The organism is Sphingomonas sp. SL1004 (assembly GCF_057815015.1).
Genome location: NZ_JBYMUX010000001.1, coordinates 3,241,176 through 3,254,052, shown reverse-complemented (window position 1 = coordinate 3,254,052; position 12,877 = coordinate 3,241,176). Strand labels below are relative to the sequence as shown.

Here is a 12,877-nt window from a genome sequence, read left to right as displayed (position 1 = left end):
GTTTGCGCGTTCATTTCACCTGAATAGTGCGACCGGACTCGCCGGGGAACCCCATGAACAATGCGCGCGCGAGCTTGTCGGCCTGGATATCGGTCCGGGCATCTTCCTTGCGGGCGTCGGCGAACGACTGCGCACGGCCTTCCCAGACGGGCGACTGGTCGGCTGTGCGCTTGATCGTCACCGACAGCTCGGAGACGAGGATCGCGGTGCTGCCGCCGCCGCCGATCGGGAAGCCCACCCCGCCGCCAAGACCGACGCCGCCACCGCCACGACCGCCGCTGAAGCCGCCACCGCCGAGGCCGATACTGATCGGCGATCGCTTGGGCGGGCCTGCCTGCGTGGTGCGGGTGAAGCCGACCGTCGCGACGAGCAGCGGCTTCGCGCCTGCCATCGGCACGCTGTACCCGGCCTTGAGCAACTCGCCCTGTACGGCGGCGGCGTAGGTCTTGAATTCGAGGCTGGCGGGGCCGCCGCCGGTGAGCGGTTGCACGGCGATGGTGCCGCGGTCGATCGGCTCGCCGAGATGATAGCGCAGCACTTCCGTGGGCGGCAGCGACGGGCCGGTCGCGCACGCGGTGAGGGATGCGCCTGCCAGCGCCAGAACCAGGATCGAACGAACCGCCATCGGGACTTCCTTAGAATGTTGCGCTATAGTAACGCTCCGACCAGCCGAGTGGGTTCCCGGATGGTAGGAGCGTGTCCGTTGCTTGACTTGGACACACCCCGCCATTAGGCGATCCCGTCTTTCCGCACACCTAGATTTGAAAAGAAGCGAATCGATCATGAAGATCCGCAATTCCCTGAAGTCGCTCAAGGATCGTCACCGCGATAACCGCGTGATCCGTCGTCGTGGCCGTACCTACGTCATCAACAAGACCAACCGTCGCTTCAAGGCACGCCAGGGCTAAACCCCTGGTTACCGCCGTCATTTTTGACGTCGGTCGTGTTCTTTACGACTGGGATCCCAGGATCCTGTACGAGCGCCTGATCGACGACGATCGGGCGCTCGACGCGTTCCTGCGCGACGTCGTGACGATGGACTGGCACTTCCAGCACGATGCTGGCCGCGACTTCGCCGACACCTCGGCGGAGTTGGCCGCGCTGTATCCGCAGCATGCCGCGCTGATCGCTGCCTGGGGGCCGCGATTCAACGAGAGCATCGGCGCGGGTATCGCGGAGATGCACGAGATCGTCGCCGAGCTGGACGATGCTGGCGTACCGCTGTTCGCGATCACGAACTTCAGCCACGAGTTCTGGCCACCCTTCCGTGCGCGTGAAGCGCATCTGTTCGACCGGTTCCGCGACGTGGTCGTGTCGGGCGAGGAGAAGATGGTGAAGCCGGATGCCGCGATCTATCGCCTGGCGCTCGACCGATTCGGGTTGGCGGCGGAGGAGGCGGTGTTCATCGACGATAATGCGGCGAACGTGGCGGGGGCGCGGGCGTTGGGAATCGAATCGGTGTTATTCACCGATGCGGCCGATTTTCGCGCGCGGTTGGTCGAGCTGGGGCTCCCGATCGCGGCGTAGAGTGTTTCCCGCGAAGGCGGGGACCCAGTTTGGGCTCCAGCCTTCGCGGGAGAACAAGGAAGGGAGCGCCGCCCTCGCCTATCGCCGGATCACTGCTCCAGCGAGACCGACTGGCGCAGGTTGGCGATCGCGGTCTCCTGATCGGCAACCGGCGGCTCGGGCACTACCCCACCCTCGAAATCCTCCGTCACCGTAACCGTCGTTCCCAGCGTCGTCACCCCGAACAGCTGCTTGGCAAAGCCGAGCGGCACGCGGATACAGCCATGCGAATCGGGGAAGCCCGGATTTCGCCCCGCATGGATCGCGATCCCGTCCCAGGTCAGCCGCTGCATGAACGGCATCGACGCATCGTTATACAGGTTCGATTTATGGACCGCGTTCTTCTGCAGGATCGGATACGTGCCGAGCGGCGTATCCTTGCCATCCTTGCCCGATGAAATCGTCGACGCGGCGATCATCGTTGATCCGCGATAGACGAATGCACGTTGCGTCGACAGGCTGATGACGATGCTCAAGGCCTCACCGGTGCCGCTGTCCTTCCAGACGAACTGGTTCGGCGAGAGTTCGGTGGCGGCTTCCTCGATCGGCAAGGCAATGCTGTCTACGCCCGATCCGGCACCCGACGCGGCAAGTGCCGGACACGCGCCAGCGAACAGCGCGAGGGCGATGCCGAATCCAATTACCGATCTTGCCATGCCGATCGTCCTTCCGTCGTCTCGATCCCCTTGGCCGACAGAACGCACGATTCTCTCGATCGTGCCATTGGTGATCGGAGTCGACGAACCGGCCCTAGATCGGGGTGGCTGGAGGGAACGGACCCACAACCAGTGGAAATGGTTGCAGATTGTTCACCGGAAATCGGCTATATCCCTGTCTACGGGAACTGGGGCAATTTCGGGAAAATCGATGCACGACGAAGGTCTTGTGCGCGAACGACGCGCGCTGCTGAAGAACGGACTTGTTTTGGCGGGGGCACTTGCGGTGCCATGCGCCGTATCCGCAACACCACGGCTGGGGCGTGCGCTGACCGCGCAGGACCTGAAGCCGATGACACAGCCACCGCTGCCGCGCAGCACGGTCGCGGTCACCTCCCCGCGCGTGGTGCGACCGGATCTGCTGCGGCAGGCGATGGCATCGCTCAGCCGCCATGGCAGCCGCATCCAGCATCATGACCGGATCGCGATCGCCGATTTTGCGGCACCCTCGGGCAAGCCGCGCTTCCACTTCGTCGATCTCGCCAGCGGACGCAGCACGTCGTTGCTGGTCGCGCACGGCAGCGGCTCGGATCCAGCGCATACCGGCTATCTGGAGCGCTTCTCGAACCGCTTCGGCTCGAACGCCTCGTCGGAGGGCGCGTTCGTCACCGACGATTATTACGTCGGCAAGCATGGCCGCTCGCAGCGGCTGATCGGGCTCGATCCGACCAACGACAATGCGCTCGATCGTGCAATCGTCGTGCATTCGGCTTGGTACGCGAACAAGGACATGATCGAGAGCCACGGCATGCTCGGCCGCAGCCAGGGCTGCTTCGCGGTCGGCGAGCGTGATCTGGACCAGGTGTTCGCACGGCTTGGCGCCGGCCGGATGATCTACGCGGCGAAGGTCTGAAGCCTCTAAGACGTCATTCGGGATATTATCGTCATCCCAGCGGAAGCTGGGATATCCCGGTTCGGCACGCGTCACCCGCCTCGTAAGATACCCCAGCTTCCGCTGGGGTAACGGGCATGGGTCTGGGTAAGGCGAGGCCTGGGGTAAGGCAGGAGTTGGCGTCACGGGTCTTTCGGGATGACGTCCACCGCCATTCCTCAGACTACCCCGCAGTCTGCGCCATTCGACTTTGCTCCATTCGCCGGCGCGCCCGTCGCACGCCGCCGACGATCCCCGACCACAGCAGCGCTTCGAGCCCGGCATACCCCAGCCCGAGATGATCGGGCCGTACCGCCAGCACATCCGCCAGCCGCACGGTGCCCGCGCGCAGGCCGGCGCGGCCGATGTCGCCCCAACGCCGCGCGGTCTCCCAGCGGATCAGGCGGATGTCGTGCGCCGAGCAGTCGTGCCTCGCCAGGAAGTCGGCCTGGATCACGCTCAGCGCACTTCCCAGCGTCGCCAGCGCGGCGCGATCGGGCACCGGTCGCTTGGCCATGCTGTGCATCACGACCAACCGCGCGACCGTGTCGGCGCGGTCGTCGAACAATTGCGCATAGCGCTCGGCCAGGACGCGGACCGATGCCGCCTCCATGATATCGACGAACCGCTTCGAGACGCCGCCGGGATGGACCCGGTACAGCACCAGCGCCTCGTCGAGCCGCGCGATCGCGCCGAAATGCTGGATCCGCTGATACAGATCGAAATCCTCGGCATACAGCAGTTCGGGCCGCGTCACCGGATCGAGCCGCCGCGCGATCTCGGTCCGCATCATCGTCGACGACCAGACCAGCGGATTCTCGATACAGGTCAGCCACGCGACCAGCGCGGGCGTGGTCGTCGGCGAATAACTCGACGGACCGACGTTTCCCTCGACCAGTAGCTCGGCTGCGGTACCCAGCAGGACGGTATCCGGATGCGCCTCGAGATACGCATATTGCCGCGCGAAGCGATCGGGGCGACAGATATCGTCATGGTCGAGCGCGGCGATATAGCGGCCGCGCGCCTCGCCGAAGCCGCGGTTGCGCGCGAGCACCGGGCCGCCGTTGCGGTCCATCGTGACCAGCCGCACGCGCGGATCGGGCCAGGCGCGCACCACGTCGCGCGTGTCGTCGGTCGAGCAATCGTCGACCACGATCACCTCGAAATCGCCGAACGTCTGGGCCTGCAGGCTGGCGAGCGTCTCCTCGATCAAGGCGGCACCATTATAGGCCGCCATCACCACGCTGATCGCTGGCGCATCCATCGTCGTGCTCACGAGCGGACCCTGCCGGATGTCGTCTGCATTCCCGTCGAACTCACGCTGCCGCCATTGCCTTCGATGCCATCACCTGGTCGACGATCATCAGCCCCACGTCATTCTGCCACAGCCATAACCCATTGGCCTGCCCCGTAAAACTACATTCGCCGCCGAGCGGACCCCAAGGCACGAAACCGGCGGCAAGGCCTAGTCCATAGAGCCCCGCGATCGGCACGCCGTCGGCATCGACGATCCGGCAGTGGCGATCGACCATCGGCTTGCCCACATGCGCGGCGAGCGGGATCTGCGTGCCGTCGCGGTCGGCGATCGGCATCGCGATCGGTCGATAGCCAAGCGCTGCGACGACAAGGTCGGCGTCCTCGATAACCGCGCGCGCCGCAGCGTCGTCGTCGCCCGCAATCCGGTGCAGCGCGACGCGTGGATCGGGCGCGCGGCCGTCGATGCCGAGCATCCGCAACACCAGGTCGCGCGCTTCGAGACGAAATCCGGCGAGGCGGTAGACGAACCCCGAGACCGGACAGATGTCGTCGGCGCCGAAATCGGTGAAGCCCTCGGCATGCGCCGCCTCGACCGAATGATAGAAAGGGCGCAGCGGTCGGCGGTGGAGCAGCGTGATCGCGCCTGCCCCGAGCGGCAGTGCCGGGCGGCTCTTGAGCAGCAGCGCGACCGTGGTCAGCGCGCTGGTCGATCCGCCGATCACCGCGATCCTGGGATTGCGCTTGCCGGTCAGGATATCGGCGACCTTCTCGAACCCACCGACCGTCAGCACGTCGTCCGACTGGAGCAGCCGTCCGCTCGCCATTTCGACCAGGCTGCCCCCGGCGACGCGCTGCAGCGCCAGCCGGTCGAGCGGCTGATGACCGCCGGTGGCGACCACGACGTTGCGCGCGAGTTGATCAAAAATATGCCCGTCGGCCAGTCGACGAAGCTGTACGCTCCACAGGCCATCACCGACGCGTTTCGCGCCCAGCGCCTCGTGCCCGGTCAGCACCGTGCCGCCATTGCCGCGGACGATATCCGCCAACCGATCGCCGGTCGCGCGCAACAGCGGCCCGACCTCGGTCAGCGGCACGCCCAGCGCATCCGCATGCGCCGCGACGGCACGCCCGGCGGGATGATCGACCAACCGGGCCAGCTCGGGATGGATATTGTCGCGCACTGCGGTGAGGAACGTCTGAGCCGTCGAATCGGATGTGATCGCGTATCGACCGAGACGCCCGCCACCGATCGCATTGCCGCGCTCGATCACCATCAGCCCTGATGCGGCGAAATCGGGCAGCAGCCCGCGCTTGGTCGCCGAGGTCAGCATCGCGGTCCCCGCCGGCCCGCCGCCGATCACGATGACCGACGCGATCATGCCACCGGTCCCCCGCGCCGACACCCGCCGATCGCGCGGCCGGACGATCGCCGCGCACGCCGTTGCCAGCGCCTGCGCCGCACGTCGCGCGTCCTCGACCGCCATCGCATCGGTGATCGGCAGCGACAGCATCCGTCCGGCGATCTTGTCGGCGACCGGGGTCGGCTCGATCATCGCGGTCGCCTGGAACCAGGGCTGTTCGCCGAGATGCGGGCTGAAATACCGCCCACAGCCGATCCCGTCCGCCTCGATGCTCTCGACGATCGCGTCGCGGTGATGCGCGATATGCTCGGGGAGCAGCACCGGCATGAACTGCATCGCGCGACGCCGGCCCGATACCGCCTGGAACTGGAACGTATCGAGCGTGTCGCGATAGGCGTCCTCGAGCACGGTACGATGATCGGCGATCGCGTCGATCTCGGCGAGCTTTGCCTGCGCGATGATCGCGGTGATCTCGGGCAGCTTGGCGTTGATCCCCGGCAGCGTCGCATTGCGGCTGCCCTCGAACCCAAAATTGCCCATCGAGCGCAAGGTCGCGATCAGGTCGACGTCGCCGCTGTGGATCAGCCCGCCCTCGCCCACCGCGAACGTCTTGGTCGCGTGCATCGAATGGACCACCGCGAACGGCGCGCGCGCGCCGAAGCCGAGCCCCGCATCGTCGAGCGTCCCGAGCGACGACGCCGCATCGACCACCACGCCGACGCCGTAGCGCCGCTGGAAATGGACGTAGCGGTCGAGGTCGATCGCGTTGCCGAACGTCGCATAGGGCACGACCACGCCGATCCGCTCGCCGTAACGCTGGAGCAACCGCTCCTCCTCCGACGCGCACGCGCCCCAGTCATGGGGGTCGATATCGCAGACCAGCGGCGTCAACCCGGCCCATGCCGCCGCCTGTGCGGTCGCGGCGAAGGTAAGCGCGGGCATCAGCGCGAGCGTGCCCTGCTTGGGGTCCAGTCCGCCCGTCCGCATGCCCGAGGCATGGCGGATCGCGAGCATCAGCCCGAGCGTCGCGTTGCCGACCGCAAGGCTCGCGCCGTGGCCGCCGAACAGCCGATCGGTCACGCCGACCTCGAACGCGCGAACCTCGGGGCCGTTGTTGCTGAACACGCCCGACGCCTCGACACGCCGCAATGCGTCGAGATGCTCGCTCAGTCGGGGCGGGTTGGGCGCGATCAGGGGGAGGCGTTTCATCGGCGATCCGGTCTGTTGTGCGACAGGTTATGACCCACCGCTCCTAAGAACCAGTTACGCGAGCAAACGTCACCATAAGCGGGACAGTTCTTTCCTTACATTACCCCGGATCGCACCCGAGGTAATGCAGGACATTCAGCGCACCAATGGCAGGCTGATATAGCTTTCGTCGGACCCGGCGACCGTCACTTTCTGCGTTGCCTTCACGTAATCCTTTGGACTTGCGAAGAAGATGTTCGGGACGAAGGTCTGCGGATTGCGATCGTAGAGCGGGAACCAGCTCGACTGCACCTGCACCATGATCTTGTGCCCCGGCAGGAACACGTGATTGGTGGTCGGCAGCGCGAACTTGTATTTGAGCGGTACGTTCGCGGCGATCGGCTTGGCGACGGCGAGATCCTCGCGGTAGCGCCCGCGGAAAATATCCATCGCGACCGACAGCTGATACCCCGCCATCGCCTTTTCGCCCGGGTTCACGTCCGGATATACGTCGATCAGCTTCACCACCCAATCGCTGTCGGTGCCGCTGGTCGCCGCGGTAAGATTGACCTCGGGCACGCCGGCGATCGTCGTCGGGCTGGTCAGCGCCTCCGTGGTGAAGGTCAGCACGTCGGGACGGCTCGAGACCGCACGCTGATCGTCGACCAGCCACTGTTTCCAGGTCGATCCGCTCGCATAGGTCGGCAGCGTCGGGCGCACCCGGTAACTGACGGGGGCCGCCGGATCCGAGATATAGTCCGCCGTGGTCGCGGCACCGCCCGCCGCCTGGAAGCCGAGCGCGCCGCCGGGCTTGAGGTACAACGGCGTGCCCGCGGTCTGTGCGGTCGGCCATTTGTCGAGCTTCTGCCACTCGTTGCGGCCCGACTGGAACATCGTCACCGGCGCGACGTCCATCGCCGGCTGGTCACTCTTCAGGTAATGCGCGAGGAACGGCGCGAGGACGTGCCAGCGCCACCATTTTGCGGTGTCGGCATCCCATTTGATCGCGCCCAGCGCACTGCCGTCGCGCACCTCCTGGCCATGATACCAGGGGCCCATCGACAGATAGACCATGTCGTTGGCCGTGTCCTTGGGCTCCAGCGCGCGGTAGACCGCAGGCGCGCCGTAGATATCCTCCTGATCCCACAGGCCACCGACGATCAGCGTCGGCACCTTCAACGGCTGGCCGGCGAGCACGGTGTCCATCGCCTGGCTCGACCAGAACGAATCGTAGGCGGGATGCTGCGTGATCTTGCGCCAGAAGCCGAGTTGTTCGAGCCCCTGCGCCTTGCCGATAGCCCCCGCCGAGCCGCCCTTGAGGTAATAGTCGTAATCGTCGGCGGTGTCGGTGATCCACGGCGTACCGGCATCCTTGGTCGCTTCCTGGCCGAGGATGTACGGCATCATGCCTTCGCGGAAGGCACCGTTGTGAAACCAGTCGTCGCCGCGCCAGCCATCGACCATCGGGTTCATCGGCACCGACACCTTGAGCGCCGGATGCGGATTGATCAGCGCCATCAGCGGCAGGAAGCCGTCGTAACTGATCCCGCTGATCCCCACGCGCCCGTTCGACTCGGGGACGTGCTTCACCAGCCAGTCGATCGTGTCGTAGGTGTCGGTGGAGTCGTCGGTCTTGGTCGGGTTCTGGGCCGTGCCGGCACGCGCGGGGTTCATCATGTAGATGCCCTCCGACGCGTGCATGCCGCGGACGTCCTGGATCACGCGGATATAGCCCGCCGCGGCGATCACGTCGCCAGCACCATCGCCGTGCTCGAGGATGCCTGCATAGGTGCCGCTGTCGACCTTGGTCTGGCCGTCGGCATCATAGGGCGTGCGCGTCATCAGGATGCCGGCGTCCTTCGCCCCCTTCGGCACAATGATGACAGTATGCAGCTTGACGCCGTCGCGCATCGGGATCTCGACGACTTTGCGCACATAGTCGTAGCCGACGTCGCGCGGCGCCATCTTGGCAGGGCGTTCGTCGTAATTCTGCGCGGTCGCAGGAGTTGTGGTCGCGAGCGCGGCGATCGCGCAGGCGGCAAGCAGACTAGGCATCGAATTCATCTTCTTCTTCCTTCCCTCCCGGACTGAAAAAGAAAAAGGCCCGCCTTTCCGTGTGGAAAGACGAGCCCCTCTCATAGTGTAGCTCAGACCGCAGCGTGCAGCAGACCGTCACCCCAGCGAACGCTGGGGTCTTCCACTTGGCGGATGCCGGTGGCCTCTCCACGAGATCCCAGCTTTCGCTGGGATGACGGGGACTCGCGCAGATCAGGTGTCAAGCTCTTCGACTACCCCGCTACGCCGTCCGCGTGCCGGTCAGCGGGAAGCTGCCGAACGCGCCGGCCGCGACGCTGCCCTTGAGGACGTCGTCCTCGACGGTCGCCTTGCAGTCGAGCGTCATCGGCATCGGCACGGTCATGCTCTGCTTCCAGGTGATCGTGTCGCCGTCGACCTCGCCGTTGACGTCCATGCCGCCCATCGCGCCCGATACCGCACCGGTGAAGGTGGAACCGGCGCTGTTCACGGTCAGCGTCATCTTCTGATCGCCCAGCGGCGATTTGACCACGCAATCCCAGCTGCCATCGACGTTTGCCATTGCACTCTCTCCTGAATTTACTTGGCGCCGGCAACCGACGCCGCGGGGATGACCTCGACCGGCAGGCCGATGCTGTCAAGCTGCGGCCGCACCGTCTTCGCATCGCCCACCACGACCCAGATTGTCTTCCGGGGATCGAGCGCCTGCTGGATCGCCGTATTGAGTTGCGGCAGGTTAAGCCCCTGGTATCGCTGCGTGATCGTCGCGTAGTAATCGTCGGGCCGCTTCAGCAGGTCGTTCTGCTGCATCGCGCCCAGCACAGCATCCGACGTTTCGAAATTGCCCGACAGCGAGCGGATCGCGCCGTTGATCGCGCGGTCGAACTCGGCCTGCGTCATCGGTTCCTTGCCGAGGAACGCACCGATATCGGTGCGCAGCGCGGCGATCGAGGGGCCGGTCTGGTCCGCCTGCACCGGCGCCGACAGGACGTAGGGCGCGGCAAATTCGGACTGCTGGAACCGCCCAGAGACGCCGTAGGACCAATGCTTCGTCTCGCGCAGGTCCATGTTGACGCGCCCGAGGAAACTGCCGCCGAGCGCATCGTTCGCGGTCGCGATCGGCAGCAGGTCCTGCGTGCCCTTCAGCCCGGTCGGCACGCCCGCGACGATCAGCGACTGCGGGCTGTCGGGCCGGTCGATCAGCACGATCTTCGGGGCGGCCGGGGTGACGCTCGCCGGGAACGCCTTCGCGCCCGCCGCGCCGGTCGGCTTCCACGTCCCGAACCGCGCATCGAGCGCCGCCTTCACCTCGTCGAGCGGACGATCGCTGACGACGAAGATCTTCGCCTTGTCGGACCGCAGCCACGCCTGCTGGAACGCGATCAGGTCGGCGCGGGTAAGGGCCGCCACCGCCTTCGGATCGCCACTGCCCTGCGCCTTGGCATAGGGCGAGGTCGGCCCAAGCAGCTTGGGCAGGACGCGCGTCGCCAGCCCCTGCGGACTGGTCAGCTCCTGCGCGATCTGCGCCAGTTGCTGGTTCTTGACACGCGCGACCTCGGCATCGGCGAACGCCGGATTCTGCGCGATATCGGCGAACAGATCGACCGCAGGCACGAGGTTCGCGCTCGGCACCTGGAGCGACAGGAAAGTCCGGTCGTTCGACGCACCCGAACCGATGTCCGCGCCCAGCCGTTCCTTGGCTTCGGCGAGCGCAACCGAATCGCGCGTCGCGGTGCCCTCATCCATCATCGACAGCGTCAGCTTCTGCGTGCCGAGCTTGGTCGGGACATCCGCCGCGACGCCGGCATCGAAGCTGAGCACCGCCTGCGTCACCGGCACTGCGTCACGTTGCGCGTAGACAACCTCGATGCCGTTGGTCAGGCGCGTGCGCTCGACCTTCGGGAAGCTGAGGCCCGCCACCTGGCCGACCGCCGGCAAGGCGCCACGCGTACCCTTGAACGGCACATCGGGCGCGGGCGGTACGTCGACCTTGGGCGGTACGGCCGCGTTGGCATAGGCATCGCGCGCGCCGGGCACGACGGTCAGCGAATAGGCCGGCCGCGACAGCCACTTGGCCGCCGCCGCACGCACGCTGGCCGGCGTTTCCGCGGCGAGTTGCAGCAGCTGTTTCTTGTAGAAGCCCGGATCGTTCGAATATAGCGCGCCCTCGGCCAGCGTCACCGCCTTGCCGCCGAAGCCGCCGACCGATTCCAGCCCCTCCATCTTCCGCGCCGCGGTCGTCGTCGCGACACGGCTCACTTCGTCCGCGGTCGGACCGTTCTTGAGGAAGTCGGCAAGGATCTCGTCGATCCGCCTGGTCACCAGCGCAGGATCGACGCCCTCGCGGACGATCGCCTGGATCTCGAACATGCCGAGCTGGCTGAAGCTGTTGTTCGAGGCGGAGATGCGCGTGACCAGCTTCTCCTTCTTGACCAGCGCGGTATCGAACCGGCTGCTGGCGAGGCCGCCGAGCACGCCCGCCGCAACGTCGAGCGCGGTGCCGTCCTTGTCGTTCAGGCCGGGGACCACCCAGTTGCGGCTGATCATGACCGCGGCGACACGATCCTTGATCGTTTCGGCGACCGGTGCCGGCAGGGTCGGGATCGGCGCGGGCGGCACGATGCTCTGGGCGCCCTTGGGGATGCCGCCGAAATACTTTTCCGCGAGCGCCTTGCCGGTGGTGGCATCGACGTCGCCGGCGAGCACCAGCACTGCGTTGTTCGGGCCGTAATGATCCTTGAACCAGTCCTTCACCGTCTGCAGCGACGCGGCGTCGAGATCCGCCATCGAGCCGATCGTGGTGTGGCCGTAAGGGTGCGTCGCGGGGAACAACCCCTCGGTGATCTTGTATTCGGTCAGGCCGTAGGGTTGGTTGTCGCCCTGCCGTTTCTCGTTCTGGACGACGCCGCGCTGCTCGTCGAGCACGCCCTGCGTGATCGCGCCGGTTAGATAGCCCATGCGGTCGGATTCCAGGAACAGCGCCCGATCGAGCGCCGCGGTCGGCACCGTCTCGAAATAATTGGTGCGATCATAATAGGTGGTGCCGTTGAAGTCGGTCGCGCCGACCTGCTTCAGCGGCTCGAAGAAATCGCCGGGTGCGTTCTCGGAACCGTTGAACATCAGATGCTCGAACAGATGCGCGAAGCCCGTCTTGCCCTTGGGCTCGAACTTCGACCCGACATTATACCAGACCGACACCGCCACGACGGGCGCCTTGCGATCGGTGTGCACGACGACGCGCAGGCCGTTCTTCAGCGTGAACTGCTGATACGGGATATCCACCGACTTGACGAGATCTGCGACCGGCGCGGGCTTGGCCGCGGTGGTGCGCGCCGGCTGCTGCGCCTGGGCACCGACGGAAAGCGCAAGCGCGGCAACGGAGGCGCCGGCAAGCGCGGTACGGTTGAACATCATGTGCGATCGTGATCCCGTGTCAGATTATGTCATCGCAGCATACGCACGACCCATCTTTGAGCAACAGGCTTTGCTGACACTGCCTCGCCTGGTTGCCGACGTGACCCACTGACCGGGTGTCGCCGATCAGTCCATGCTCTGGCGCGCCTTGATCCTTGCCCAGATCGCCTGCTTTTCCGCTCTGGCGTATAGCATCCGGGCCCGTTGTGGATTGCGGGTGGCAAGCTCTGCGCGGAGGTTCGGGAACGTCGCATCCACCAACCTGGCGCGCGCCTCACGCTCGCGGCGCATCGTCGGCGTCACGCCGGAATATCCTAGCCCATAGCTGGGATCGACCGGTGCCGTGCCGTAATATCGGTCCGTCGACGTAATGCTGAGATTGGGCGCGGTATTGGTGACGAACTGGGCGGAGGCCGCGTCGCCACAGACCAGTAATGCGGAAGCGATGAGTATCTTCATGTACCATCTCC

At 65.9% G+C, this 12,877-nt stretch carries 11 protein-coding genes; 3 read left to right on the top strand and 8 right to left on the bottom strand.

Features of this window, described 5'->3' with window-relative positions:
* Positions 1 to 10: 10 nt before the first annotated feature.
* A complete protein-coding gene (locus AC3D24_RS14930) occupies positions 11 to 625 on the bottom strand; it encodes a DUF4136 domain-containing protein (protein WP_489031821.1) in 615 nt (204 codons plus the stop codon).
* Positions 626 to 782: 157 nt separating this feature from the next.
* Between AC3D24_RS14930 and ykgO the strand changes: the two genes are divergently transcribed.
* Positions 783 to 908 carry a type B 50S ribosomal protein L36 gene (gene ykgO / locus AC3D24_RS14925; protein WP_003046794.1) on the top strand — a complete coding sequence of 42 codons (126 nt, stop codon included), beginning with the start codon at positions 783 to 785 and terminating at the stop codon, positions 906 to 908.
* A gap of 4 nt (positions 909 to 912) precedes the next feature.
* Positions 913 to 1,527 (top strand): HAD family hydrolase, encoded by a 615-nt coding sequence (locus tag AC3D24_RS14920; protein ID WP_489033171.1) that lies wholly within the window; start codon positions 913 to 915, stop codon positions 1,525 to 1,527.
* An 89-nt stretch (positions 1,528 to 1,616) separates the two neighbouring features.
* Here AC3D24_RS14920 and AC3D24_RS14915 read toward each other — a convergent pair whose 3' ends face one another.
* Positions 1,617 to 2,222: a L,D-transpeptidase family protein gene (locus AC3D24_RS14915; protein ID WP_489031820.1), complete on the bottom strand. Its 606-nt coding sequence runs from the start codon at positions 2,220 to 2,222 to the stop codon at positions 1,617 to 1,619.
* A gap of 211 nt (positions 2,223 to 2,433) precedes the next feature.
* Here AC3D24_RS14915 and AC3D24_RS14910 point away from each other — a divergent pair, with 211 nt between their 5' ends.
* Positions 2,434 to 3,135, top strand: a complete 702-nt coding sequence (locus AC3D24_RS14910; protein WP_489031818.1) for a murein L,D-transpeptidase catalytic domain family protein — start codon at positions 2,434 to 2,436, stop codon at positions 3,133 to 3,135.
* Positions 3,136 to 3,337: 202 nt separating this feature from the next.
* Here the strand turns inward: AC3D24_RS14910 and AC3D24_RS14905 are convergent, their stop codons facing one another.
* The 6 genes from AC3D24_RS14905 to AC3D24_RS14880 all read right to left on the bottom strand — a co-directional run bounded on the left by AC3D24_RS14905 (position 3,338) and on the right by AC3D24_RS14880 (position 12,866).
* Positions 3,338 to 4,429, bottom strand: a complete 1,092-nt coding sequence (locus tag AC3D24_RS14905) for a glycosyltransferase family 2 protein (protein ID WP_489031817.1) — start codon at positions 4,427 to 4,429, stop codon at positions 3,338 to 3,340.
* Positions 4,430 to 4,469: 40 nt separating this feature from the next.
* A complete protein-coding gene (locus tag AC3D24_RS14900; protein ID WP_489031815.1) occupies positions 4,470 to 6,980 on the bottom strand; it encodes a DegT/DnrJ/EryC1/StrS family aminotransferase in 2,511 nt (836 codons plus the stop codon).
* Between the two features lie 135 nt (positions 6,981 to 7,115).
* Positions 7,116 to 9,023 carry a CocE/NonD family hydrolase gene (locus tag AC3D24_RS14895; protein WP_489031814.1) on the bottom strand — a complete coding sequence of 636 codons (1,908 nt, stop codon included), beginning with the start codon at positions 9,021 to 9,023 and terminating at the stop codon, positions 7,116 to 7,118.
* Positions 9,024 to 9,255: 232 nt separating this feature from the next.
* Positions 9,256 to 9,555 (bottom strand): hypothetical protein, encoded by a 300-nt coding sequence (locus AC3D24_RS14890; RefSeq protein ID WP_489031812.1) that lies wholly within the window; start codon positions 9,553 to 9,555, stop codon positions 9,256 to 9,258.
* A gap of 17 nt (positions 9,556 to 9,572) precedes the next feature.
* Entirely contained in the window at positions 9,573 to 12,407 is a 2,835-nt protein-coding gene (locus AC3D24_RS14885) for a M16 family metallopeptidase (protein WP_489031810.1), read from the bottom strand.
* Positions 12,408 to 12,533: 126 nt separating this feature from the next.
* A complete protein-coding gene (locus tag AC3D24_RS14880; RefSeq protein WP_489031809.1) occupies positions 12,534 to 12,866 on the bottom strand; it encodes a hypothetical protein in 333 nt (110 codons plus the stop codon).
* Positions 12,867 to 12,877 lie beyond the last annotated feature (11 nt).

Coding starts and splice junctions, on each gene's coding strand:
- AC3D24_RS14930 (WP_489031821.1), bottom strand. CDS start 625: ATGGCGGTTCGTTCGATCCTGGTTCTGGCGCTGGCAGGCGCATCCCTC.
- ykgO (WP_003046794.1), top strand. CDS start 783: ATGAAGATCCGCAATTCCCTGAAGTCGCTCAAGGATCGTCACCGCGAT.
- AC3D24_RS14915 (WP_489031820.1), bottom strand. CDS start 2,222: ATGGCAAGATCGGTAATTGGATTCGGCATCGCCCTCGCGCTGTTCGCT.
- AC3D24_RS14910 (WP_489031818.1), top strand. CDS start 2,434: ATGCACGACGAAGGTCTTGTGCGCGAACGACGCGCGCTGCTGAAGAAC.
- AC3D24_RS14900 (WP_489031815.1), bottom strand. CDS start 6,980: ATGAAACGCCTCCCCCTGATCGCGCCCAACCCGCCCCGACTGAGCGAG.
- AC3D24_RS14895 (WP_489031814.1), bottom strand. CDS start 9,023: ATGAATTCGATGCCTAGTCTGCTTGCCGCCTGCGCGATCGCCGCGCTC.
- AC3D24_RS14890 (WP_489031812.1), bottom strand. CDS start 9,555: ATGGCAAACGTCGATGGCAGCTGGGATTGCGTGGTCAAATCGCCGCTG.
- AC3D24_RS14885 (WP_489031810.1), bottom strand. CDS start 12,407: ATGATGTTCAACCGTACCGCGCTTGCCGGCGCCTCCGTTGCCGCGCTT.
- AC3D24_RS14880 (WP_489031809.1), bottom strand. CDS start 12,866: ATGAAGATACTCATCGCTTCCGCATTACTGGTCTGTGGCGACGCGGCC.